This window comes from Fontimonas sp. FW305-C-3, assembly GCF_058783185.1.
Genome location: NZ_JBYSYK010000001.1, coordinates 1,081,481 through 1,105,466 on the forward strand (window position 1 = coordinate 1,081,481; position 23,986 = coordinate 1,105,466).

Annotated in this window: 20 protein-coding genes; 8 read left to right on the plus strand and 12 right to left on the minus strand. The window is 66.9% G+C overall.

Translation table 11 applies throughout. The features are described from left to right. The first annotated feature begins 65 nt into the window (after nucleotides 1–65). Nucleotides 66–1,622: a carboxylesterase/lipase family protein gene (locus AC3WUF_RS05010; protein ID WP_492423026.1), complete on the plus strand. Its 1,557-nt coding sequence runs from the start codon at nucleotides 66–68 to the stop codon at nucleotides 1,620–1,622. Then, nucleotides 1,619–3,037 carry an MFS transporter gene (locus AC3WUF_RS05015; RefSeq protein ID WP_492423028.1) on the plus strand — a complete coding sequence of 473 codons (1,419 nt, stop codon included), beginning with the start codon at nucleotides 1,619–1,621 and terminating at the stop codon, nucleotides 3,035–3,037. Before AC3WUF_RS05010 ends, AC3WUF_RS05015 begins: the two co-directional genes overlap by 4 nt. A 3-nt stretch (nucleotides 3,038–3,040) precedes the next feature. Here AC3WUF_RS05015 and AC3WUF_RS05020 read toward each other — a convergent pair whose 3' ends face one another. After that, nucleotides 3,041–3,841: a Crp/Fnr family transcriptional regulator gene (locus tag AC3WUF_RS05020; RefSeq protein WP_492423030.1), complete on the minus strand. Its 801-nt coding sequence runs from the start codon at nucleotides 3,839–3,841 to the stop codon at nucleotides 3,041–3,043. A 144-nt stretch (nucleotides 3,842–3,985) separates the two neighbouring features. On the opposite strand from AC3WUF_RS05020, the gene AC3WUF_RS05025 reads away from it, so the two are divergent. Genes AC3WUF_RS05025 through AC3WUF_RS05035 form a run of 3 tightly spaced genes read left to right on the plus strand, consistent with a single transcriptional unit; the run spans nucleotide 3,986 to nucleotide 8,651 of the window. Further along, entirely contained in the window at nucleotides 3,986–6,508 is a 2,523-nt protein-coding gene (locus AC3WUF_RS05025) for a beta-mannosidase (protein ID WP_492423032.1), read from the plus strand. Nucleotides 6,509–6,541: 33 nt separating this feature from the next. Beyond that, nucleotides 6,542–7,462, plus strand: coding sequence for a carbohydrate kinase family protein (locus tag AC3WUF_RS05030; protein ID WP_492423034.1), 921 nt, complete (start codon nucleotides 6,542–6,544; stop codon nucleotides 7,460–7,462). A gap of 7 nt (nucleotides 7,463–7,469) precedes the next feature. Beyond that, nucleotides 7,470–8,651 carry an AGE family epimerase/isomerase gene (locus AC3WUF_RS05035; protein ID WP_492423036.1) on the plus strand — a complete coding sequence of 394 codons (1,182 nt, stop codon included), beginning with the start codon at nucleotides 7,470–7,472 and terminating at the stop codon, nucleotides 8,649–8,651. 69 nt (nucleotides 8,652–8,720) lie between these two features. Here AC3WUF_RS05035 and AC3WUF_RS05040 read toward each other — a convergent pair whose 3' ends face one another. Next, a complete protein-coding gene (locus AC3WUF_RS05040; RefSeq protein WP_492423038.1) occupies nucleotides 8,721–10,073 on the minus strand; it encodes a flavin monoamine oxidase family protein in 1,353 nt (450 codons plus the stop codon). Between the two features lie 98 nt (nucleotides 10,074–10,171). Then, nucleotides 10,172–10,702: an inorganic diphosphatase gene (gene ppa, locus AC3WUF_RS05045; RefSeq protein WP_492423040.1), complete on the minus strand. Its 531-nt coding sequence runs from the start codon at nucleotides 10,700–10,702 to the stop codon at nucleotides 10,172–10,174. 231 nt (nucleotides 10,703–10,933) lie between these two features. On the opposite strand from ppa, the gene AC3WUF_RS05050 reads away from it, so the two are divergent. Then, the gene (locus tag AC3WUF_RS05050) at nucleotides 10,934–11,497 is read left to right on the plus strand and encodes an adenylate kinase (protein ID WP_492423042.1); all 564 of its coding nucleotides are present in this window, start codon (nucleotides 10,934–10,936) and stop codon (nucleotides 11,495–11,497) included. A gap of 131 nt (nucleotides 11,498–11,628) precedes the next feature. Here the strand turns inward: AC3WUF_RS05050 and rnd are convergent, their stop codons facing one another. Next, the gene (rnd, locus tag AC3WUF_RS05055) at nucleotides 11,629–12,720 is read right to left on the minus strand and encodes a ribonuclease D (protein WP_492423044.1); all 1,092 of its coding nucleotides are present in this window, start codon (nucleotides 12,718–12,720) and stop codon (nucleotides 11,629–11,631) included. A gap of 118 nt (nucleotides 12,721–12,838) precedes the next feature. On the opposite strand from rnd, the gene AC3WUF_RS05060 reads away from it, so the two are divergent. Continuing rightward, nucleotides 12,839–13,423, plus strand: a complete 585-nt coding sequence (locus AC3WUF_RS05060; RefSeq protein WP_492423046.1) for a hypothetical protein — start codon at nucleotides 12,839–12,841, stop codon at nucleotides 13,421–13,423. 6 nt (nucleotides 13,424–13,429) lie between these two features. Next, the gene (gene mpl / locus AC3WUF_RS05065) at nucleotides 13,430–14,770 is read left to right on the plus strand and encodes a UDP-N-acetylmuramate:L-alanyl-gamma-D-glutamyl-meso-diaminopimelate ligase (protein ID WP_492423048.1); all 1,341 of its coding nucleotides are present in this window, start codon (nucleotides 13,430–13,432) and stop codon (nucleotides 14,768–14,770) included. A 200-nt stretch (nucleotides 14,771–14,970) separates the two neighbouring features. Here the strand turns inward: mpl and AC3WUF_RS05070 are convergent, their stop codons facing one another. The 8 genes from AC3WUF_RS05070 to AC3WUF_RS05105 all read right to left on the minus strand — a co-directional run bounded on the left by AC3WUF_RS05070 (nucleotide 14,971) and on the right by AC3WUF_RS05105 (nucleotide 23,986). Continuing rightward, the gene (locus AC3WUF_RS05070) at nucleotides 14,971–15,438 is read right to left on the minus strand and encodes a GDP-mannose mannosyl hydrolase (protein ID WP_492423050.1); all 468 of its coding nucleotides are present in this window, start codon (nucleotides 15,436–15,438) and stop codon (nucleotides 14,971–14,973) included. Further along, nucleotides 15,438–16,424 carry a lipoyl synthase gene (lipA, locus tag AC3WUF_RS05075; protein ID WP_492423052.1) on the minus strand — a complete coding sequence of 329 codons (987 nt, stop codon included), beginning with the start codon at nucleotides 16,422–16,424 and terminating at the stop codon, nucleotides 15,438–15,440. The genes AC3WUF_RS05070 and lipA overlap by 1 nt, the downstream gene beginning before the upstream one ends. Before the next feature lie 43 nt (nucleotides 16,425–16,467). Next, nucleotides 16,468–16,971 carry a hypothetical protein gene (locus tag AC3WUF_RS05080; RefSeq protein WP_492423054.1) on the minus strand — a complete coding sequence of 168 codons (504 nt, stop codon included), beginning with the start codon at nucleotides 16,969–16,971 and terminating at the stop codon, nucleotides 16,468–16,470. A gap of 37 nt (nucleotides 16,972–17,008) precedes the next feature. Further along, the gene (locus AC3WUF_RS05085; protein WP_492423056.1) at nucleotides 17,009–17,791 is read right to left on the minus strand and encodes a lysophospholipid acyltransferase family protein; all 783 of its coding nucleotides are present in this window, start codon (nucleotides 17,789–17,791) and stop codon (nucleotides 17,009–17,011) included. A gap of 10 nt (nucleotides 17,792–17,801) precedes the next feature. Next, entirely contained in the window at nucleotides 17,802–18,590 is a 789-nt protein-coding gene (locus AC3WUF_RS05090) for a GNAT family N-acetyltransferase (RefSeq protein WP_492423058.1), read from the minus strand. Between the two features lie 106 nt (nucleotides 18,591–18,696). Further along, nucleotides 18,697–21,222, minus strand: a complete 2,526-nt coding sequence (gene mdoH / locus AC3WUF_RS05095; RefSeq protein ID WP_492423060.1) for a glucans biosynthesis glucosyltransferase MdoH — start codon at nucleotides 21,220–21,222, stop codon at nucleotides 18,697–18,699. Next, nucleotides 21,222–22,751 carry a glucan biosynthesis protein G gene (locus tag AC3WUF_RS05100; protein ID WP_492423062.1) on the minus strand — a complete coding sequence of 510 codons (1,530 nt, stop codon included), beginning with the start codon at nucleotides 22,749–22,751 and terminating at the stop codon, nucleotides 21,222–21,224. The genes mdoH and AC3WUF_RS05100 overlap by 1 nt, the downstream gene beginning before the upstream one ends. A gap of 89 nt (nucleotides 22,752–22,840) precedes the next feature. Beyond that, on the minus strand, nucleotides 22,841–23,986 hold the full coding sequence (locus AC3WUF_RS05105) for an L-dopachrome tautomerase-related protein (RefSeq protein ID WP_492423064.1): 1,146 nt from the start codon (nucleotides 23,984–23,986) through the stop codon (nucleotides 22,841–22,843).

Here is a 23,986-nt window from a genome sequence, read left to right on the forward strand (position 1 = left end):
TTTTGACAGCCGTCGTCATGCCCGACGCCTAGGATGCAGGCAGTGCGAGAGGGGTAAACATAAGAATGACGACGGTACAGATCGGCAGCGGCGCCCTGCGTGGCAGCGTCGTTGGAGGAATCCATTCGTTCAAGGGCATTCCGTACGCGGAGCCTTTGACGGGTGCTGCGCGTTGGCGTGCACCGGTGCCGCGTGGCGCCTGGCAGGGTGTGCGCGATGCGAGCCAGTATGGCCCGGCCTGCATGCAGTTCGGCTCCCGTGCCCCGCGCCTGTCGTTCCTGAAGACGCGCACGAGCTATTTCGAAGCGCTCGGCGGCGAGCATGTTCTCACCGAAGGCGATGACTGCCTGCTGCTGAACGTGTGGACGCCCAGTGTCGATCGCGACGCGAAGCTGCCGGTCATGGTCTGGGTTCACGGCGGCGGCTTTGCCACCGGCAGCGCCAGCGAGGTCTATGACGGCAGCCGCTTTGCGCAGCGCGACGCCGTCTGCGTCGTCATCCAGTACCGCCTCGGCGCACCCGGCTTCCTGCACGGATCAGGCCTGTTTGCCGACGGCCTCTGCGAAGACAACCGCGCTTTCCTCGATCAGCTCTGCGCGCTGCGCTGGGTGCAGGACAACATCGCCAACTTCGGCGGCGACGCTTCGTGCGTGACCTTGTTCGGCCAGTCGGCCGGCGCGTTTGCGATCTACCAGCTCGCCGCGAGTCCGCTGGCCAGCGGCCTGTTCAAGCGCGCGATTGCCCTTGGCGGCATGGCCGGCACCTGCGCACCCGCGGAGGAATACCACGCACTGACCCGCGACGTGCTGCAGGACGTCGGCGTCACCCCCGGCGACAGCGCGGCGCTGGCCGCGCTCCAAGCTCCGGCGATACGTCAGCTGAGCGCCGCGATCTCGAAGCGGATCTTCAGCGGCAAGCATGCCGCGCGCTACGGCTCGCTGGGGCATCTGCGCGTGCCGTTCCTCGGTGCGGCCACGGGCACGGCATTCCTGCCGCAGGCGCCGATGGACAGCTATTCCGGCGGCACGCCCAACCAGATCGACCTGATGCTCGGCACCTGCGCGCACGACGGCCAGTTGTTCTCGCTGATGCTGCCCGTGTGGCAGGGACTTTCGGCGCGGCTGTTCTCGGCGAATCTGAAGGGACTGGTGCCGGGCGCCGACCTGCGCGCGGCGCGTCGCCACTATGCGCAGCACATGCCCGGCGCCGGCAGCGGCGAGATCGTCGCGCAGGTCAACAACGACGCGTTCTACCGGATGCCGACGATTGCCGCCGCGACGGCGCATGCCGCGGGCCACCCGGGGCGTACCTGGCTGTTCCAGATCGACTACGAATCGGTGTTGCCGGGCCTGCGTTCGGTGCACGCCATCGACGTTGCGCTGCTGTTCCGCACGGCGCCGGTCAAGGCCCTGCTCAGCGACGATGCACAAACCGCTGCCCTGTCGGACATCCTGTGCGATGCGATGGTCAGCTTCGCGCGCGACGGCAGGCCGGTCGCCATGGGCATGCCGAACTGGGTGCCATACGACACGCGCGAGCGCGCAACGATGATCTTTGACACGCGGTGCAGGCTGGATGCCCAGCCGGATGAAGCCCTGCGACTCTATTGGGAGCGCGCATGAGCACCGCAGTCGCCACCGGCAAGTTGCCGATCCGCACCAAGCTGTCCTATGGCCTGGGCACGGTCGCCTTCGGTATCAAGGATCAGGGTTTCAATACGCTGTTGATGCTGTACTACAACCAGGTCGTCGGCCTGCCGGCGTCGTGGGTCGGCACCGCGATCATGATCGCGATGATGATCGACGCGGTGTCCGATCCGCTGATCGGCCATTACTCGGATCACCTGAAATCGCGCTGGGGCCGCCGCCATCCGTTCATGTATGCGTCGGCGCTGCCGCTCGCCTTCGCCTACTTCCTGCTGTGGTCGCCGCCGGCCGGCAGCCATGAGATGCAGTTCGTCTACCTGCTGCTGACGTCGGTCGCGGTGCGCGTCGCGCTGGCCTGCTACGAGATTCCGGCGTCGGCCCTGCTGCCGGAGTTCACCAACGACTACAACGAGCGCACGAGCATCGCGACCTATCGCGCCATGTTTCTCGCCGTCGGCAGCGTCGGCATGGCGGTGCTGGTGTTCAAACTGTTTCTGCAACCCACCGCAGAACAGCCGGTCGGTCAGCTGAATGCGAGCGGCTACGCGCACTACGGCATGGCCGCCGCGATCGTCATGCTGTTCTGCGTACTGCTGTCGGCGTGGGGCACCCATCACCGCATTCCTACGCTGGCGAGCAACCAGAACGAGGAGCGCGTCGGCCTGGGCGAGCTGTGGCGCGGCATGAAGATCCTGCTGCAGGATCGCGCGTATCTGAGCATTCTCGCGTGCTCGATGCTGTTCGCGATCGCGGTCGGCTTCTCGACGACGATCGGCACTTACGTCAGCACCTATTTCTGGCGCCTCAACGCGGACCATCTCGCGGTCATTGCCGGCTCGCTGATCTGGGGCCTGATTCTCGCGCTGATCGTCATCCAGCTGTCGAAGCGCTATGGCAAGAAAGAGACGACGATGACGCTGTACAGCATCGCGCTGACCGTCGTCATCGTTCCCGTCGTGCTCGCGTTGATGGGACTGATGCCGCGCGAGATCGATGCGCTGCTGCCCTGGCTGGTCGTCAAGAACGTGCTGCTGACGATGTGCGTCATCGCCGCGCTGGTGCTTGCCACGTCGATGGGCGCCGACGTCGCCGACCATTTCGAGCTGAAGGCGGGCCGGCGCATGGAAGGCCTGATGTTCGCCGCGTTCATCATGACCAACAAGGCGGTGTCCGGCATGGGCGTGTTCCTGTCCGGCGTCGCGCTGACCGTGATTGGTTTTCCGGAGCAGGCGAATCCGGAGACCGTCGATCCGCAGATCGTCGATCACCTCGCCTGGACCTATGTGATCGCGATGGGCAGCCTCTGCGGCCTGGCGATCGCCGCGCTGGGTTTCTATCCGATCACGCGCGCGACTCACGAAGCGACGCAGCGCGCGCTGGGCAAGGCCTGAGCGTCAGGGCCGTTGCCAGCCGCCGTGATAACCGGCGAGATACGCCTGCACGTCGAAGCCGGAGCCGCTGGCTTCGGCGGTCAGGCGTGCGACATCCAGAATCCGCACGCCGTCCTTGCGCGATTCGATGATCTTCCTCTTGTTCCAGCCCTTGAGGATCGTGTTGACGCCCTGACGCGTACCGCCGACGCGTGAGCCGACTTCGGTCTGGCTGTCCTCGGCGCTGATCCAGATCGTGCTGTCCGCATCGGAGCGTCCGCGCACCTTGGCGAGGCGCAGCCAGTACACGGCCAGGCGGACCTTGAGGTTGTGCAGGCTCAGCAGTTCGATGCGGGCGGCAATCGCGCCGGCGCGATCGCCGAATTCTCGGTACAGACCCTTGTAGTACAGCGGCCAGCGCTCGGCGAACTCGAGCACGACCGGATATGGAATTGCCGCGACGGTGGCGTCCTGCTGGCAGATGCAGTTCGCGAAGTAGCGCGGCGGCTCGGCCGGCACCACATGCGGAAACCAGCCGGCGACGACTTCCTCGAGCGTGATCTGATCGCCGCCCTGCGAGCTCATGTAGATGCGGAACACGCCGCTGATCACGCCGTAGATGTGCGTCGCCGGATCGCCGGACATGTAGACCAGCTTGCCGGCGCTGAAGTGCTTGAAGCTGGCACGCTCGGCAAGCCACTGGTGCGCTTCCGCGGGCACGTAGAAGAATCCGCGCCACTGGCGGATGAGTTGAGCCACGGCGGCGATGTCTTCCGTCGTCATGGCTCCATGCTTCTGTCCCTGCTCCGAGGGGCTTTTCGGCATCGCGATCTCCTGATCCCGACACCTTACATCAGTTCAACTCGCAGACCGGCTGTCCAGTTTTTGACAGGCAATGTCAGACGCTGCCGGCATACTGCAAGCAGACAAGAGCAGGCCGGCAAGGCTTGCCGACCGAGGAGAATTTCAATGTTCGAGCGCTGGAAGATCAGGGATTTCGAGATCGGCACCGGCGTGGCCGCGCTGGATGGCGCGACGACGGCCGAGGCCGGCTGGGTCGACGCCGCGATTCCGGGTGATACCTATCTGTCGCTCGCGGCAGCGGGACGCATCGCCCATCCGTACCGGGGGCGCGTCGAGAAAGATGTCGCCTGGATTGCCGACCGCGAGTGGTGCTGGCGCACCGAATTCGATGCCGCGCCCGCTACGGGCAACGAACGTGTCGAACTGCTGTTCGAGGGTCTCGACACTTTCGCGGCGATCTATCTCAACGGCGAGCTGCTCGGCCAGGCGAACAACATGTTCCGGCCCTGGCGTTTCGACGTCAGCAAGCGCCTGCGTGCGCAAGGAACCAACAGCCTGGCGATCGTGTTCTTGCCGGCCAGCCGCCAGGTGGCCGATCGCAGCATGACGCTGTGGGCGATGGCCAGCGAGAAGACCGCGGTCAACAAGCGCAACTTCATCCGCAAGGCACAGTTCGGCTGGGGTTGGGACTGGGGTCCGTTCCTGCCGACGGTTGGGCCGTGGCTGCCGGTGCGCCTGGAGCGGATCGCCGCAGCGCGCGCGCAGAACCTGCATTTCACGACGCTGGCGCTGAACGGGCGCCAGGCCAGCGTCCGCATCGAGTTCGACATCGACGGCGCCGTTGAAGGCCTCAGCGCCGAGGTGGCGCTGCTGGATCCGCAGGGCGCCGTCGTCGCGCAACGAAGACTGCCGGCACAACCGCGTTGCAGCGTCGCGCTCGACGTGGCCGACGCCCAGCTGTGGTGGACGGCAGACCTCGGTGCGCAGCCCTTGTACACGGTCAGGGTCAATCTGCTCGCCAACGGCGCGCAGCTCGATGCGCTGTCGCAGCGGGTCGGCATCCGTACGATCGCGCTCGACATGTCGGCCGACGTAGACGAGCCCGGCACCCACTTCTTCCGTTTCCTGCTCAACGGCGTCGCGATCTTCGCGCGCGGTGCGAACTGGATTCCGGTCAGCTCCTTCGTCGGCACGATCGACGAGGTGCGCTACACGGACCTGATCCGCCAGACCGTTGCCGCCAACATGAACATGTTGCGCGTCTGGGGCGGCGGCATCTACGAACACGAACTGTTCTACGACCTCTGCGACCAGCTCGGCGTGCTGGTCTGGCAGGACTTCATGTTCGCCTGCGCGCCGTATCCGCAGGACGATCCGGCCTTCATCGACAGCGTGCGCGAGGAGGTCGACCACCAGATCCGCCGCCTGCGCAATCATCCGTCGCTCGCGCTGTGGTGCGGCAACAACGAGTGCCAGGTCATCCAGGATCTGATGAACCAGCTGGCGCAGACCGAGCAGGCGCTGCAGGGCGCGCTGTACTACGACGAGATCATGCCGGACGCGGTCGCGCGGCTCGATGCGCAAACGCCGTACTGGCCGGGCAGTCCCTTCGGCGGGCCGAGCCCGAACAGCATGCGCGCCGGCGACGTTCACAACTGGACGGTCTGGCACGGCATTCCGCCGGTGCCGGACAAGGAGCTGGTCGGTGGTCTCGACCGCACGCCGGCCGGCGTCGCCTACACCCGCTACGCCGAGGACCAGGCGCGCTTCATCAGCGAGTTCGGCATCCAGTCCGCACCGGCGTTGTCGACGCTGCGGCGCTGGATGGAACCCGCCGATCTGCAGCTCGGGACCGAGGGCTTTCTTGAGCGCATCAAGGACGAACCGAAGGACAAGGTCAACGCGATGCTGATCCCGGTGACCGGCTTGCCCAGCACGCTGGAGCAGTACATCGATTTCACGATGCTGACGCAGGCCGAAGGCCTCAAGTTCGGCATCGAACATTTCCGCCGCCGCAAGCCGCACTGCTCGGGCACGCTGATCTGGCAGCTCAACGACTGCTGGCCCTGCATCAGCTGGAGCCTGATCGACTACGACGGCGTCGGCAAGGCCGCCTATTTCTCGACGGCGCGCGCCTACGCGCCGGTGCTGGCGTCGTTCAGACCGCTGGACCTGGGCAAGGTCGAGCTGTGGATCACCAATGACAGCCTGCAGGCGTTGAGCGGCGAGGCGATCGTCGATCTGATCGATTTCCAGGGCGTCGTGGATTGGTCGGTGAGCGTGCCGTATGCGCTGCCCGCCAATACGAGCGCCGCGATCTGGTCGGGCGATGCGCCGGCCGCAGGCGACCGGATGCTCTGCGTGAAATCGGCGCAGCAGCAGTTCCTGCCGAACCGGCATCTGCTGGTGCCGGTCAAGGACCTCGCGCTGCAGGCGGATGCCAGCCCGGAGGTCGTCGTCGAACGGACGGCAGCGCACGAGCTGCGGGTCTCGGTCACCGCGTCGACGTATCTGCTCGCGGTGCAGATCGGGTCCGCGCAGGCGACCGCTCGCTACAGTGACAACTATTTCGATCTGCGTCCGGCCGAATCGCGGACCGTGATCGTCCGTGATGCGCTGGGCACGGAACTGCCCGGCGCGCTTGAAGTGCGCTGCTGGAATCAGAACATCGGCGCGCTGCCGCGCTGATAAGATTCCGCCGCGCTCGACAGGGAATTCCGGATGTCCGACACCACGCCGCCGTTGCCCCGCTTTCTCGTCTTCGGCGAGGCGCTGACCGATTTTGTCCGCAGCGGCGAGCACAGCTGGCACAGCGTCGCCGGCGGCGCCTGCTGGAACGTCGCGCGCGTCGCGTCGACGCTCGGCGTGGCGACGGGTTGGGGCGGTGCGGTCAGCGACGATTTCTTCGGCCAGGAGATCATCGACCAATCGCAGATCGCCGGGCTCGACCTGCGTTTCGCGCAGACGGTGGACAAGGCGCCGTTGATCGCGATGGTGCATCAGGCGCATCCGCCGCAGTATTTCTTCCTCGGCAACGACAGTGCCGATCTCGCCTTCGATGCGGACCGCCTGCCCGAGGGCTGGCAGGCGCAGTGCGAACTCGCGCACTTCGGCTGCATCAGCCTCGTGCGCCAGCCGCTCGGCGAGCGGCTGTACCGGATTGCCGCCGATCTCAAGCGGCGCGGCGTGCGGATCAGCTACGACCCGAACTATCGCAATCTGATGGACGCGAACTTTCCGGTGATCTTCGAGCGCATGGCCGCGCTGGCCGACATCCTGAAGATCTCCGACGAAGACCTGCTGCAGATCTATCCGGGCGCAGATCCCGCCGCGGCGCTCGCCCATGTGCGCAGCATCGCGCCCGCTGCCGTCGTCCTCTACACGCGCGGCGCGCAGGGCATCACGCTGCATGCGCCGTCGGCAACGATCGAGCAGGCGGCGTTCAAGGTCGATGTGGCCGACACCGTCGGCGCGGGCGATGCCTGCATCGGCGGCTATCTCGCCAGCCTGCTCAGGCAGCCGGAGCGCGAGCCGGCCGTGCATCTGCGCTACGCCGCGGCGACCGCTGCGGCAGCCTGCGTGCGCAAGGGCGCGCATGCGCCATCGCCCGCTGAAGTGGACGCGTTGCTGTCTGCCACCTAGAGACTTCATGTCCGACGACACCAGCCGTTTCCGCTCGCGCGACTTCCTGCGCACCCATCTCGCGCAGCTGATGCGCTTCTACCATCCGCGCTGCATCGATGCCGGCGGCGGCTATCTGCAATTCTTCCGCGCCGACGGTTCGGTGCCCGATCCGGCACACAAGCATCTGGTCAGCAGCGCGCGGATGATCATCAACTACGCGTTCGCCTACCGCGAGTTTCGCGAGCCGGCATCCCTCGACGCGATCCGCCACGGCCTGAGGTTTCTCAGGGACGCGCATCGCAATGCCGCGAGCGGCGGCTATGCCTGGATCCTGCGCGACGGCGCGATCGTCGATGCGACGAATCATTGCTACGGCCTCGCCTTCGTCATGCTCGCGTACGCGAAGGCGGCCGAAGCCGGCGTTGCCGAGGCGCGGCCGTGGATCGACGAAACCTGGCAGGTGCTGGAGCGGCGCTTCTGGGAGCCGCAGCACAGCCTCTACGCCGACGAGGCGAGCGCCGATTGGCGAGTCTCGGACTATCGCGGCCAGAACCCGAACATGCATTTGTGCGAGGCTTTCCTTGCCGCGTTCGAGGCGACCGGCGAGGCGCGCTACCTCGAGCGCGCGGCGCTGCTGGCGGATGTCATGGTCAATCGCCAGGCCGCGCTGTGCGGCGGCCAGGTCTGGGAGCACTACAAGGCCGACTGGCAGGTCGACTGGGACTACAACAAGGGCGATCGCACGAACATCTTCCGGCCCTGGGGCCTGCAGCCGGGCCATCAGCTGGAATGGGCGAAGCTGCTGCTGTTGCTCGACCGCCACGCAGCGCAGCCTTGGCGGCTGCAGCGTGCGATCGAGCTGTTCGATGTCTCCATCAAGCTCGCCTGGGATGCGCAGCACGGCGGCCTGATCTACGGCTACGATCCCGAAGGCGCACCGTACGACAGCGACAAGTACAGCTGGGTGCAGATCGAAGGCATGGCGACCGCGGCGCTGCTCGGGCAGCGCCTGTCGTCCGCGCAGCATTGGGACTGGTACGAGCGTATCGCCGGTTACAGCTGGAAGGTCTTCGTCGACCCGCAGCAAGGCTGTTGGCATCGCATCCGCAAGCCGGACAACAGTTCGTACGACGAGGAAGCCTGCTTCTCCGGTCTCACCGACTACCACACGCTCAGCGCCTGCACCGACGTGATGGCGGTGCTTTGACGCCGCCGTAGCCCGGGTGAAACCCGGGAGTGCCCATGAACCAACCGAAAGCCCCGGGTTTCACCCGGGCTACGACAGCGCCGCGCGCACCTCGTCGGCAACGCGCTCGCCCGACATCAGTGCGCCTTCGATGTAGCCGCACCATTCGCTCGCGGTTTCAGTGCCGGCCCAGTGGATGCGCCCGACCGGCTCGCGCAGTGCATGGCCGACTTCCGTCAGCGTGCCCGGCGTCCACAATCCGGTGTAGCAGCCGCGCGAATACGGATCGGCGATCCAGTCGTAGTCGACGTAGTCGATGAACTGCGCGGCCTCCGGCCCGTAGGCGCGGACCAGCGTCGCGATGACTTCGGCCTTGCGCGCTGCCGGCGTCGCGCCGCTCCAGCGCACGGCGTCCGGACCGTCGAAGAAGCCGATCAGCGCGCCGTGCGAGCCATCGGCGGGCGAGACGTCGAACACCGGTGAGAACGCGGCGTGGGTGCTGACGAATTCGCCGGTCAGGCCCTGTGCGCGCCAGAACGGCTTTTCATATGCGATCAGGCATTTGATGACCGAGCCCATCGGCATGCGCTGCGCCAGTTGCTCGCGCGCCGGCATCCAGGGCGAGCAGGCGATGCGGTTGGCCGCCGGCGGCGCCATCGCGACGACGACGCGCCGCGCGCTGAGCTGGCGGCCGTCGAGCTGGATCGTGACCGCATCGCCGTTCTGCTCGATGGCGCGCACCGGCGCATTGAGTTGCAGGGCATCGCCGAGTCCGGCGGCCAGAAAACGCGCGAGGCTGTGCATGCCGCCTTCGACGGTCAGCGCCTGCGCGCCGGCATCGGTCGACAGCAGCGCATCGAAGTTTTCGTTGGCGCGCAGGTAGTGCAGGAAGCCGAGCATCGACAGTTCGCGCGGCGTCGCGCAGAACACCGCGCGCACCGCGATGTCCATCAGCGCACGGCCGCCCTTGCTGTGCAGCCAGCGCGACTGCCAGGCGTCGACGGTCATGCTGTCGAGCTTCCTCGCTTCGTTCGCGTCCCACGGCGCCTCCAGCGGTACGCGCTTCTGCAGCTGGCCGAGGCGGGTGAGCGCGAGCTGCATCTCGACCAGCGTCAGCGGCGAGATCGGCGGAATCAGGCCGCTGTAGCGCTTGATGCTGTCGCCGACCTGCAGCAGCTTGTCGCCCTGCACGTATTGCGGAACGAGCGCGGCGCCGGCTTCGGCCGCCAGCGCGCGCAGGCGGTCGTGGTGCACGCCGACCCATTGGCCGCCGAGATCCAGCGTGCGGCCGTTGAGCGTGCCTGGCATCGACCGGCCGCCGACGCGCTCGCGCGCTTCGATGACCTGCACCGACAGACCGGCCCGGCGCAGGCGGGTGGCGGCATTCAGGCCGGCGAAACCGGCACCGATGACGGCGACATCACAGGATTCCGAATTCGACATGCACAGCCCCCGAAACAAAGACGCCCCTCCTTGGGGAGGGGCGTCGATCTGATCGAACTACCTGCGGCTCAAGCGGCCGGGGCGTTCAGCCCCTTTACTCAACCCTTGTAATCGGCGATGCCCTTGGCGATCTCGTTGCGCGCGGCGGCGGCGTCGCGCCAGCCGGAGATCTTGACCCACTTGCCCTTTTCCAGCGCCTTGTAGGAGCTGTAGAAGTGGTGGATCTCGTTCTTGACGCGTTCCGGCACGTCGGCCAGGTCCTTGAGATGGTCGTAGGCGCCGTTGCTGACCTTGTCGACCGGCACCGCGAGCAGCTTGGCATCGGTGCCCTTTTCGTCTTCGGTGTCGAGCACGCAGACCGCGCGGCACTTGATGACCGAGCCGGCCACGACCGGGTGCGGGGTGATGACCAGCACGTCGACCGGGTCGCCATCGCCGGCGAGGGTCTTCGGCACGTAGCCGTAGTTGGCCGGGTAGCTCATTGCGACGTTCATGAAGCGGTCGACCATCAGCAGGCCGGTGTCCTTGTCGACTTCATACTTGACCGGCGGGCCGTAGGCCGGAATTTCGATGACGACGTAGAACTCGTTGGGAGCCTTCTCGCCGGGACCCAGTGCTTCGATACCCATGTCTTGCGCTGCCTCTGTGCGGTTGGTGTTGATTGCCGCAGACCGGGCGAAAGGCCGCTGCAGCAGGATGTGATTGCTGGTAAGCCCTTAAGTATACGGGAAAAGGGCGATTTTCCAGAGCCGTGTGTTGACGGGCTCGGCGGCGAGCGGTTACTTTCCCCAGCCGCGCGGCCCCCGGGGACCGGTCGTAGACGCCGTCGCGCCCAATATTTACCGAGGTTGAACCCTACGATGAGAATGGTTTTGCTGGGAGCCCCCGGCTCAGGCAAGGGCACGCAAGGCGAAAAGCTGGTCGCGCACTTCGGGATTCCGAAGATTTCGACGGGCGATGCGCTGCGCGCGGCTGTCGCTGCCGGGACCGAGCTGGGCCGCAAGGCCAAGGCCACGATGGATGCCGGCGGTCTGGTCGACAACGCCATCGTCATCGGCATCGTCGAGGAGCGTCTGGCCCAGCCGGACGCCAAGAAGGGCTTCATTCTCGATGGCTTCCCGCGCAACACCGCGCAGGCCGAAGTCCTCGACGCAATGCTCAAGCGCCTGGGTCAGCCGGCGATCGACAAGGCCGTGCATCTGGCCGTCGCCGACGAAGAGATCATCAAGCGCCTGCTCGACCGTGCCCAGAAGGAAGGCCGCGCGGACGACAAGGAAGACGTCATCCGCAACCGCATCAAGATCTACAACGACGAGACCCACCCGCTGCTGGATTACTACCAGGCGCAGGGCAAGGTCGTGACGGTCGATGGCGTCGGCAGCCTCGAGCAGATTTTCGAGCGCATCGTCAAAGCGCTGAAGTAAGATTTCCGTCCATTGAAAAAGCCCCGTCATGCGGGGCTTTTTATTTGGGCTTTTGTAGCTTCTGTAGCCCGGGTGAAACCCGGGGCGGTGCGGTGGCGGTGAGCACGCACCCGGGTTTCACCCCGGTCGGATCACAGCGCCGCCAGCAAGGTCTCGCCACAGGCCTCGCGGCGCCAGCCGCGCAGCACCTGGGCATCCGCCTGCGCGCCTTGCCGCAGCAGGCGCAGCAGATCGGCGCGCGGCGCGAGATAGCTGACCGGCACTTCCAGCGCCAGCGCGCGCGCCTGAACCACCGATTGCAGGGTTTTCAGCCGCGCCTTCGCACTCGCATCCAGTTCGTCTTCGCTGGCGAGCAGCTGCGCCGGTTGTTCCAGCGCCGCGGTGATGCAATCGAGCAGCGCCTGGCTGTGTCGCGCCAGGGTCTTGGGCGGCAGCGCATTGAGCGCGGACAGCTCGGCCTCTGTACGCGGCAGACGCTGGGCCAGCCGGTACAGCGGTTCGTCGTCGAGAATCCATTTGCGTGGACGGTCGCGTGCTTGCGCCTCGGTTTCGCGCCAGGCGGCGAGGGCGGCGGCGACGGTCTGCTCGCGCGGACTGAGGCGGGCCAGGCCCTTGAGTCGCTCCCAGGCGTCCTGCGGCAGCGTGCGGTACTGGTCCGCTTCGCAGAGGCGGGCGCAGTCCTCGGCCATCCAGGCCAGGCGTCCGCGCTCGGCCAGCTCGGCCTGCAGGCTCGGGTAGATCTGCGCCAGGTACTCGACGTCGGCCGCGGCGTAGTCCATTTCCGGGCCGGTCAGCGGGCGCCGCGCCCAGTTGGTCCGCGACAGGCTCTTGTCGAGCGTGACGCCGACGCGCTTCTCGATCAGGCCGGCATAGCCGATCTGGTCGCCGATGCCGAGCAGCGTCGCGGCGATCTGCGAGTCGAACAGCGGCTGCGGGCAACGGCCACGCAGGCGCACGAGGATTTCGAGGTCCTGGCCCGCGGCGTGGAACAGCTTGACGATGCCCGGCGTGTAGAGCGCATCGAGCAGCGGGGTCAGGTCGGTCAGCGCGATCGTGTCGACCAGCGCCGATTCCTGCTCGTCGCGGACCTGGACCAGGCACAGCTGCGGGTAATAGGTGTCGACGCGGATGAATTCGGTATCGACGGCCAGAAAGCTGCTGGTTTTCCAGCGCGCGGCGGCGGCCGCCAGCGCGTCGGGGGTGTTGATCAACTGATAGGGCATTAGGTCTTGTTTTTGTATGTCTGTCGTGCGGCGGCCGTGCCAGGGGGGCGGGCCGGTGCCGCTGTCATGTCGACTAGAATACCGCCTCATTCCGCCTCATGACTGAAGTCAAAGCGCCATGCTTGCGCAAATCGCCGCCGCCACCTTCCGTTTGCTCGGCTTTCGCGCCGGCCCGCAGGATTTTCCGTTCGATCCGCGCCTGACCGGGCCGCTGCTGCTGTTTGCCGGCCTCGCCAATCTGCTCGTGTTCATCCAGGTCCTGCCGCTGCCGAGCGCGGTGGCGATGGCCGCCGCGATGGTCGGCGGTACGGCGCTGGTGACGCGCTCGGTGCTGCGCGCCCGCAAGGTGCCGGAGCGCTTCAACCAGACCTTCAACGCCCTGCTGGCGACCTCGGGCGTGCTGACCGCCGCGCTGCTGCCGCTGTTCGCGCAGCTGATCCCCGGCCTGCAGCAGCTCGCCGAAAATCCCGAGCTGCTCAACGACCCGGAAGCGCTCAAGCCGCTGATGCCGCAGGGCGTCGTGTTCATGATGAACCTGCTGAACTTCTGGAATTTCGCGGTCACCGCGCACATCTACCGCCATGCCGCCAACGTCAATCTGTGGCTCGGGCTGGTCATTGCGCTGATCGCCGCGTTCGCCGTGCTGTTCTGCGTCGCCTTCGCGGGCGCGATCGCCGGTGCGCTGTTCATTCCGCCGGCCTGATCGCGCATGCACATCCACATTCTCGGCATCTGCGGCACCTTCATGGCCGGCATCGCCGCGATTGCGCGCGAAGCCGGCCATACCGTCACCGGTTCCGACGCCAACGCCTGGCCGCCGATGTCGACCCAGCTTGAAGCGCTCGGCATCACGCTGATGCGTGGCTACGAGCCGGCGCACCTGCAGCCGGCGCCGGACATGGTCGTCGTCGGCAACGTCGTCAGCCGCGGCAATCCGGCGATGGAATACGTGCTCGACGCCGGCCTGCCGTACACGTCGGGGCCGCAGTGGCTCGCCGAGAACGTGCTGCGCGAGCGCCACGTGCTCGCGGTTGCCGGCACGCATGGCAAGACCACGACCAGTGCGATCCTCGCCTGGCTGCTTGAGCATGCCGGCCTCGCGCCGGGCTTCCTCGTCGGCGGCGTGCCGCAGAATTTCGGCATCTCGGCGCGGCTGGGCACGTCGAAGTTCTTCGTCATCGAAGCCGACGAATACGACACTGCGTTCTTCGACAAGCGCAGCAAGTTCGTCCACTACCGGCCGCGCACCGCCGTGCTCAACAATCTCGAGTACGACCATGCCGACATCTTTCCGGACCTCGCGAGCATCGAGCGCCAATTCCATCATCTGATCCGCACCGTGCCGCGCAGCGGCCGCCTGATCGTCAACGGTCGCGACGACAATCTGGCGCGCGTGCTCGAACAGGGTTGCTGGAGCGAGGTTGCGCGCTTCGACGACGCGCAGGGTTGGTCAGCGACAGCCACCGCCGACGGCTTCGATCTGACCGTGAACGGCGCCGCGCATGGCCGCGTTGTGTCGCCGCTGGCCGGCGCACACAACCGCTCCAACGTACTCGCCGCGATGGCCGCCGCGCATCACGCCGGCGCGCCGATCGCGAAGCTGATCGAAGGCCTCGCGCAGTTCCGCAACGTCCGCCGCCGGCTCGAACGCGTCGGTGAAGCGCGCCGCGTCACCGTGTTCGACGACTTCGCCCATCACCCGACGGCCATTGCCGCGACCGTCGAAGCCTTGCGCAGCGCCGGCCCGGGCCGCGTGCTTGCCGTGCTCGAGCCACGCTCGAACACGATGCGACTCGGCACGCACGCGCATGAACTCGCCGACAGCCTGCGCGATGCCGATCTGTGTTTCGTCTACGCGCGGCCCGACCTGAAATGGGATGCCGCGAATGCGCTGCGTGACGTCGGCTCGCGTCTGCGCGTGCATGCCGATCTCGACGCGCTGGTCGGCGGCATCGTTGCCGAAGCTCAGTCTGGTGATCGTGTGCTGGTGATGACCAATGGCGACTTCGGCGGCGTGCACGCGAAGATCGTTGCGGCGCTGGGGCGCTGACGCATTCTCCCAAGAACGCTCTCTCCGCTTGCGGCGTGGGCATGCGCAGCACGTAGCCCGGGTGAAACCCGGGGGGCTGCGTCTGAGGAGAATGCGCGAACCCGGATTGCATCCGGGCTACGGGGTCGCGGATACACATCAGAGCTTTCCTAGTGCATTCCCCTTCTCCCTATGAAGGGGAGGACGCGAGCTGTCGAGCTCTACGGAAAGTATGCCCGCGTATTTTCATGCACCAGCGGATGCTCGCGCAGCATCGCCACCGGCATCCAGCGATAGGCGCCATGCTGGTCGGGTGGCAGCGCAGTCGCATCAAGCGCATCCAGCAGCGGCAACTCATGCGCGAGCACGACGTAATGCGTGCCGATGCCGGGCGCGTTCAGGAAGTTGGTCGGATAGAGATGCTCATACACGCCGAGCAAACGTGCGTCGCGTCGCGCGACACTGCGACCGAGCTCCGCGGCAGTGATGCGCGCGAAGGCGGCATCAAGCGTTTCGTTCTTGCGGATCGCACCGCCGGGGACGAACCAGCTGTTCGCGGCGGGTTCGTTGCGGCGCAGGCCGACGAGCACTTCGCCATGACGGTTGCGCACGATCAGGTCGATGGAGACCAGCGGCAGGCTGGCGATGCCCTGCAGGTAGACGTCGGCGGGTAGCGGCCCGCCGCTCATCAGTCGTGCGAGAGGACGCCGTGCGCCTGCTGGTCGGCGTGATAGCTCGAACGCACCATCGGGCCGGATGCGACATGCGAGAAACCCATCTGCTCGCCGATGACGCGCAGGCGCTCGAACTCGTCGGGATGCACGTAGCGGGCAACCGGCAGGTGATGCTTGGACGGCTGCAGGTATTGGCCCAGCGTCAGCATGTCGACCTTGTGTGCGCGCAGGTCGCGCATGACCTGCTCGATCTCCTCGATCTCCTCGCCGAGGCCGAGCATCAGGCCGGACTTGGTCGGCACGTTGGGATGCAGGCCCTTGAAGCGTTCAAGCAGATCCAGCGACCAGTCGTAATCAGAGCCCGGGCGCGCGAGCTTGTACAGGCGCGGCACGGTCTCGAGGTTGTGGTTGAAGACGTCCGGCGGCGTGTCCTTGAAGATCGTCAGCGCCGGATCCATGCGGCCGCGGAAGTCCGGCACCAGCACTTCGATCGTCAGCGACGGCGACAGCGCGCGCGATTCGCGGATGCAGTTGGCGAAATGTTCGGCGCCGCCGTCGAGCAGGTCGTCGCGGTCGACCGAGGTGATGACGACGTAGCGCAGGCGCATGTCGCGGATCGTGCGGGCGAGATTGACCGGCTCGTCGAGGTCGAGCGGATTCGGCCGGCCGTGGCCGACGTCGCAGAACGGGCAGCGGCGCGTGCAGATCGCGCCCATGATCATGAAGGTCGCGGTGCCCTTGCCGAAGCACTCGCCGAGGTTCGGGCAGTTGGCTTCCTCGCAGACCGTGTGCAGCTTGTTGGCGCGCAGCGCTTCCTTGATGCGCGCGACTTCCGGCGTGCCCTGCGTCTTGGCGCGGATCCACGCCGGCTTGCGCATCGGCGTGACGGTCGGCTCGATCTTGATCGGGATGCGCGCCATCTTGTCGGCGCCGCGCAGCTTCTCGCCCTGGACGATGCGGCGCGGTGCGGCAGGCGGTTGCTGCGTGGGGGTCTCGCTCATGTGCCCATTGTAACGGAGGCGGGCGCGCTGACGCCTGGGGGATTCACTTGATCCGCTTGACCGTCGCCCGGGTATTCAGGCCGTCGACCTGGAGCCAGTAATTGCCCATGAAGCCGCGCTTGACCGTGACGGCAGGATTTTCGACCTGGTAGTAGACGTCGCGGCAGTTCACGCAGCGCCAGACCTGGCCGTTGTCCAGCTTGAACTCCGTGTTCTGGTCCCAGCCCTTGAACAGGCCGCTGATGCGGCTCTGGATGGCTTCCGGGATTTCCGGATCGCTGGGCTTGGCGGGCAGGGTTTCGGCACCGAAACGCTCCTCGACCACTGCGGGAGCCGCGGTGGCGGCCGGCGGGGCGGCGGGGGTGACGGCCGACCTGGCCGCCGGCCCGGCGGGAGCGGTTGTCGCCTGAGGGGCATTGGCCCGGTCGTAGCAGGCGAGCCGGGCTGCCGGCTCCGCAATCGCCGCGCAGGAGGTCGTTTCGGCGGCGGCTGCCGTGCCGTTGACCGCCATCAGGATGCCGCCAGCCACCAGGATTCGCTGCCACATGGATCGAGTCTCGCCGCTTCGTCAGCGGCTGACCTTATCACGCGGCGAGGGCGGTTCTGCGGAGCTCGACGGCGGTCGGCGTGCTGATCGCCGAGCCCAGGGTCTGACGCACCGCCTGCTCGGCGCGCAGGGCAATCGCGGCGCGGTCGAGGCCTTCGACGCTGAACGGCGTGCCGTAGATCATGTCGACCCGCAGCGCCGGTTCGCGCAGCAGGCGCAGGATGTGGCGCACCAGATCGTCATCGCCGATGAACGGCGCGACCAGGCGGCCATTGCGTCCCGGACCGTAACGCAGCGTCAGCGGCTGGATCTGCGCGTTGGCGTCGATCGCCGCACTGAACAGGCGGGCATGGAAGGGCAGGACCGTGCGGCCGTCGGTGGTCGTGCCTTCGGGGAACAGCACGACCGAGCCGCCGGCGGCGAGATGGGGGACCAGCGCTTCGACCAACGGCTTGGCGCCGCCCTTGCCGCGACGCAGATAGAAGGTGCCGGCGGCCTTGGCCAGCGAGCCGGCCACGGGCCAGTGGCGGATTTCGGACTTGGCGATGAACTGGCATTGGTCGCCGGTGGAGATCACCGGGATGTCGAGCCAGGACACGTGATTGGCGGCGGTCACGGTCGCACCGCCGGCGCGCTTGCCGTGCACGACTAGCTCGATGTTGAGGATGCGCAGCAGGCGCAAGGACCACCAGCGCGCGATCGACTCGGGACGCAGGCGCCCGCTGAAGTCCAGATTGACCGCGGTGGAAACCAGAACGCCGCTGACGATGTGGACCAGCAGGCGTGCGCTGCGCAGCAGCGTCCGCAGACTCGACGGCATCAGCGGTGCCCTAGGCCTGCAGCGCCGTTGCGTTCTCGGCTTCGCTCTGGCGGCCGAGGAAGTGGCGTGCGTAGCGCGGGTGCAGGTCGGTGACGTTGAGCAGCATGAAGACGTCGGCGCAGTTGAAATCGCGATCCCAGTAGGCATCGCCGCAGGCCTTGGCGCCTAGGCTCAGGTAGGCCTTGAGCAGCGGCGGCATGCGCGGCTTCTCGTCGGCGCGGTTGTCGGCGGACTGCAGGCGGATGTAAGGCCGCACGCGCTGCGATTCCGGTGCGAGGTGCTTGGCGCGGATCTGTTCGAGGATCGCATGCGCCGAGGCGCCGCCGTCTTCGAGGCCGATGCTCGCGCAGCCGAACAGATAGTCGTAGCCCTCGTTGATGATGAACGCGGCGATGCCTTGCCAGAGCGTCGCAATGACCGCACCGTTGCGGTATTCGGCGTCGACGCAGGTACGGCCGATCTCCATCACGCGACCCGGCAGCGAATCGAGCATGGCGAGGTCGAACTCGCCGGAAGAGTAAAAGCCGCCGGCGGCAGGAGCGCGGTCGTCGGTGAGGATGCGGGTGCAGGCGACGATGCGTTCGCTGTCGACCTCGACCACCATCATGTGACGGCAGTGGCGGTCGAATTCGTCGTGATCGATGCCTTCGGTGCCGCCGTCGATCTGCGCGCCGAGTTCCTCGGCGAAGATGCGATAGCGCAGCTTCTGCGTGGCGAGAATCTGTTCGGGCGTCGTCGCAAAGCGCACTTCGAGGCGCGGGCGCTGGCGCGGCAGATCACCATCGATGCGTGTGGACATGCGTAGCTCCTGTTCGGATGCCGCGCACTCTATGACTCAGCTGTATACCGTTGATGACAGCGGCATTGTGGAATTGTGACAAAGCGCGACAGCGCGCCCCGCGTCTTCAGGGCTGCGGTTCGCGCCAGCCCGGATCGGCGCCGTCGTCGGTCCAGGCGCGCAGGTGCAGGCTGGCCAGCGCATCCGGATCCGACAGCACGCGGTTGCGATTGATCTCGCTGACCTGGGCCGGCGTACCCTTGATCCAGCTGTCGAATAGTTGAACGCGTTCGAGGCGCTGCGCCTCGGTATGCCGGCGCAGGCGTCCGGCCTGCAGCGTCATCAGAGCATTGACGACCGGATCGGCGACCGCGGCGCGGAAATCGGCCGGCGCCTTGGCGCGGCGCATGCCGGCGCGCAACCAGCGCAGCTCGCGCGGCGGGATCGCTTCTTCGGGAATCAGGAACAGGCGGGCGTTGCGCGCGCCGCGGCCGAGGACGACGCGCGAGCTCCAGACCGACAGCGGCACCGCAACGACCAGACTGCCGGCGACCGGCAGCAGCCACGGCAGGAAGCTTGGATTGAGCCAGTAGACGCCGCCCAGCCAGGCGAGGCCGAGCACGCTGCCGCCGCCGTGGCGCAGGATGGCGAGGCCCCAAGGGGTCTGCGCATCTTCGCGCGGCGGCGACTTCCACTTGATCGAGATGCCGGCCAGCGCCGAGGTGACGTAGCGCGCGTGGAACAGCATGCGGATCGGCGCCAGCGCGGCGGAGAACAGGCTTTCCAGGAAGACGCCGGCAATCATGCGTCCGGTGCCGCCGAAGCCGCGCCACTCGCGCGGGCTGCAGATCAGCAGCAGTAGCGACAGGATCTTCGGCAGGAACAGCAGTGTCATCGTGCCGCCGAACAGGCGCATCGCCCATTCGGGATGCCAGCGCGGCCAGTTCGGGAAGAGCTGATAGGGCTGCGTGAAATATTGCGGTTCGGACAACACGAAGACCGCGAGCAGCGCGGTCGACAATACAAGGAACAGGAACCACAACGGCGCCGACAGATAGGCCATGACGCCGGTCATGAACACCGCGCGGTGCGCCGGATGCAGACCCTGGGTGAAGAACAGGCGGAAGTTCTGCAGGTTGCCCATGCACCAGCGCTGGTCGCGCTGCAGCTCGTCGAGCAGGGTCGGCGGCATTTCCTCGTAGGAGCCGGCGAGATCGTAGGCGATCCAGACGCCCCAGCCGGCGCGGCGCATCAGCGCCGCCTCGACGAAGTCATGGCTCATGATCTCGCCGGACAGCGCGCCGCGGCCCGACAGACGTCCCAGCGCGCAGTGCTGCATGAACGGCGCGACGCGGATGATCGCGTTGTGGCCCCAGTAGTGCGATTCGCCGAGCTGCCAGAAATGCAGACCGGCGGTGAACAGCGGTCCGTAGACGCGCGTCGCGAACTGCTGGATGCGCGCGTACAGCGTCTCGCGGCCGGAGGCGCGCGGCGCGGTCTGGATGATGCCGGCGGTCTGGTTGGCCTCCATCAGCTGCACGAGGCGCTTGAGGCACTCGCCCGACATGACGCTGTCGGCATCGAGGATGACCATGTACTTGAAGCGGCTGCCCCAGCGGCGGCACCAGTCGGCGATGTTGCCGGACTTGCGCTTGATGCGATGCGTGCGGCGGCGATAGAAGATGTGGCCGAAGCCATCGACCTCGCGGCACAGCTGCAGCCAGGCTTCGACCTCGGCGGGGCGGGTGTCGGCCTGGTAGGTGTCGCTGAGGATGAACAGCTCGAACTGGTCGCGCAGGCCGGTGCGGCAGATCGAGTCCCAGGTCGCGCGCACGCCGGCGAAGACGCGGACGACGTCCTCGTTGCAGATCGGGACGAGGATCGCGGTCTTGGTGCCGGCGGTGATCGGGGCGTCCGGTGCGGCGCTGGCCGAGATCGAGAAGCGATCCTTGCCGCGCAGCAGCGTGTAGAAGCCCATCAACGCGGTCCAGAAGCCGGCCGAGACCCAGGCGAACAGGATCGCGTAGATCGTCAGGATCGCCCATTCCAGATAATGCGTGCCGCGGAACGGCAGCACCGCGGTCATGAAGTAGGTGGCCACGACGGTCTGGGCCAGGATGAGGCCCACCAGCAGCGCGCGGCGCCACTGTGCGGTGAAGCGCCACGGACGGCGCGCCGCCTTCAGCGGCACCGGCGGGACTTCATCGGCATCGCGCGCGTGCATGCGGCCGCGGCGGCCGAAGGTCAGCGTCTTGACCCAGGCCCACAGACGCTTGAACGGATTGTTGGCCCAGGGATGCGGGCTCATCGACGCCCGCGTCAGCGGCGGCATCGTCACCAGCTGCAGCTCGCCTTGCACGTTTTCGACGATGCGGCCGATCAGCTCGCGGTCGCCTTTGCGCGGCGCGTGCTGCAGATGCTGGTGCAGCCGGGCCCAGGCCGAGCGGCGCACGCTCTCGGCGGCAGTGGCGCCGGGTTCGCGCTCGCTGAGCGCCGTATGCATGGCGGCGAAACGCGCCGGTTTGGGGTCGTTGGCACCGGCACTGATCGCGCGATCCAGCGCCTCATGCCCGGCGGCGTCGAGCGGCATGGCGTCTGCGTAGCCGTGAAGCACCGTCTTGCGCATGGCTGGACGTGCGTCGCCTGCGGTCATCAGCGTCCCGCGTTCGCTGGCAGGGCGTAGGCCCAGGTTTCGGAGATCGTGCGGCTGCCGTCGCGCAGGATCGCGCGCATCTCGAGCACCTTGGTTTCGTCACCGCGGCGGACGCGCAGATTCAGGCGCCAGCCGCCGATTGCCTCATTGCGGACGAGCTGGCGTTCGACCAGCTCGCCGGGCTCGCTGACCCAGACGCCGGCGACCAGCTGGGCATCCGGCGGCAGCTTGTCGAGTTCGCCGCCGGCGAAATCGATCTGGTAACGCAGCACGTCGTCGGCCGGCTTGAAGCCGTGGCCGCGCCGCGTCTGCACCACCCGCGCCAGCGACGGCACGGTTTCCGGTTTCATCTGCCAGTACAGCGTATAGGACAGGTCGAGCTGATCGCCGGCGCGCGGTGCGCGCTCGGGCACCCAGTAGGCGACGATGTTGTCGTTGGTCTCATCGGGCGTCGGGATCATGACCAGCTCGACGCGGCCCTTGCCCCAGTCGCCCTGCGGTTCGATCCAGGCGCTCGGACGCAGGTCGTAGCGGGTGTCGAGATCTTCGTAATGGGCGAAGTCGCGGTCGCGCTGCATCAGGCCGAAGCCGCGCGGATTGTTCTGGCCGAACGAGGAAATGAACAGCCGCCGCGGATTGACCAGCGGACGCCAGATCCACTCGTCGTCCGACTTCACCATCAGGCCCTCGGAGTCGTGCACTTCGGGGCGGAAGTCCTCGCGGCCGCTCGGCTGGTTCTCGCCGAACAGGAACATGCTGGTCAGCGGCGCGACGCCGAGCTTGTTGACGTCGCCGCGGAAGTACAGCCGCGAAGTCACCGCAACCGCCGTCGCGTCGCCCGGCTTGAGCACGAAGCGGTAGGCGCCGGTCAGGCGCGGCGAATCGAGCAGCGCGTAGATCGTCAGTTCGTGATCGTCGGCGCGCGGCCACTTGATCCAGAACTCGGTGAACTGCGGGAACTCCTCGCCGGACAGCTCGCCGGTATCGACGGCCAGGCCGCGCGCCGACATGCCGTAGCGCTGGCCCTTGCCGAGGCCGCGCAGGTAGGTCGCGCCCTGGAAGACGAGCACTTCGTCCTTGTAGTCCTCGCGATTGATCGGGTAGTGGACGCGAAAGCCCGAGAAGCCGAGGTCATTGAGCGTCGAGGTGTTGATACCGGTGTCGCCGTAGCTGAAGTTCGACGGGTTGAAGGCGATGGGCCGCACGCCGTCGCTGCCGATCAGGTTGATCTTGACGTTCTGGTTGAAGTACATGCCGCGCGGCATGAACTGCAGTTCGAACGGCAGGCTCGAGTTGTGCCACAACGCGCGTTCCGGGCGGAAACGGATCTTGCGGTAATCGTCGTAGCTCAACTTGGCCAACGCTGGCGGCAGCTTGGTGTCAGGGGCCTTGTAGTTCTCTTGCGCCAGCGCCTTGGCCTTCTTGGCAACCGCGTTGAAGTCGAAGGCGGCAAAGGCCGAAGCGGGCAGCAGCAGCGCCACGGCGAGAACGAACTTGATGCACAAGGATCTGGACACTGAAGCGAGCATCGGCTGGGCAGCGGGCAAGTGGATAAGTGTGTCTTCGTCAGCTGAACATCGCCTGATCAGTGCCGACGCCCTGCATCAGAGGCGTCGTTTTACTGACCTGCGGTGGCACTGGCGTTGGTTTGAATCCGGAATACAGAGTATGGCGCGTTTGCGGTCACTTCGGAGGGCGGCTTGCCGATGACATGCTGCAGGCTCGAGCAGCTGACATACAGCCAGCCATCCGGGCCGAAGCTGAAACCGTCGGGCCAGCGCAGGCGTTCGCTCTGGACCAGGGTCTCGGCGCTGCGGTCGCTGCGCAGGGTGATGATCGCCGAATGTTCGGGGTCGGAGATGTAGATCGTGTCGGCATCGTCGATCGTCAGGCCGTCCGAGACCGTCTTCGCGGCGACCGTTTCGACCCGGCCGGCGAGGGTGGCGGCGTCCATCTGCGGATCGCGCAGGTCGGCGCTGCGGATGCGGTACAGGTTGAGGTCGGTCACGGCGGCGAAATACAGCCACTCGCCGCGGCGGTCGAGGACGATGGAATCCACGCCCGGGCGGATCGCGACCAGTCCGAAGGCTTCCATGCGGCGCCCCTGGACCACCGGAATGAAGGGGTCGGCCTGCACGGCCGGATGGTTTTCGAGCAGGCGGCGGGCGCTGCGCTGCTGGACGTCGTAGACGACCAGGGCCGGCGTCAGCGCGAAGAAGCTGGCTTCGGCGATGTAGATCGTGTTGCCGTCCGGCGCGACCTGGAAGTCGTTGAGGTGCGAGCCGAGCCCGGCAATGGCGCGCGGGAACTCGAACTCATGGACCAGCGCCCCGCTGTCGACGTCGAACGCCAGCAAGCGGCCCGGATGCAGGCCGTGCATGCCGTTGTCGAGCGTCCACAGGCGGTTCTGACGGTCGATGCGCAGCGACAGCACGTCGCGGAAATGGCGCGGCTCGCCGGCGCCGGTCTGGTACTCGAGGCTCGGCCAGGGGCGCATCTCGCCATTGACCAGTTCGACGATCTTCCACTCCGGGCGCGCTTCCGGGTGCAGGGAAACGAAGACCCGCCCGGTCGCGGAGACCGCGATATTGCCCGGTGGCGTCGGCAGTTCGGCAACGGTTTCGAGCGCGGTCTCCGGCAGGCGCGCCGGTCCGGGCAGGCGGTCCGGGAAATCGCCGCCGCCGCCATAGCGCCATTTGAGACCGGCGGCGCCGAGCGCCGCGAAGATGACGACGAGCAGCAGAAACCTGATCAATCCGCGCAT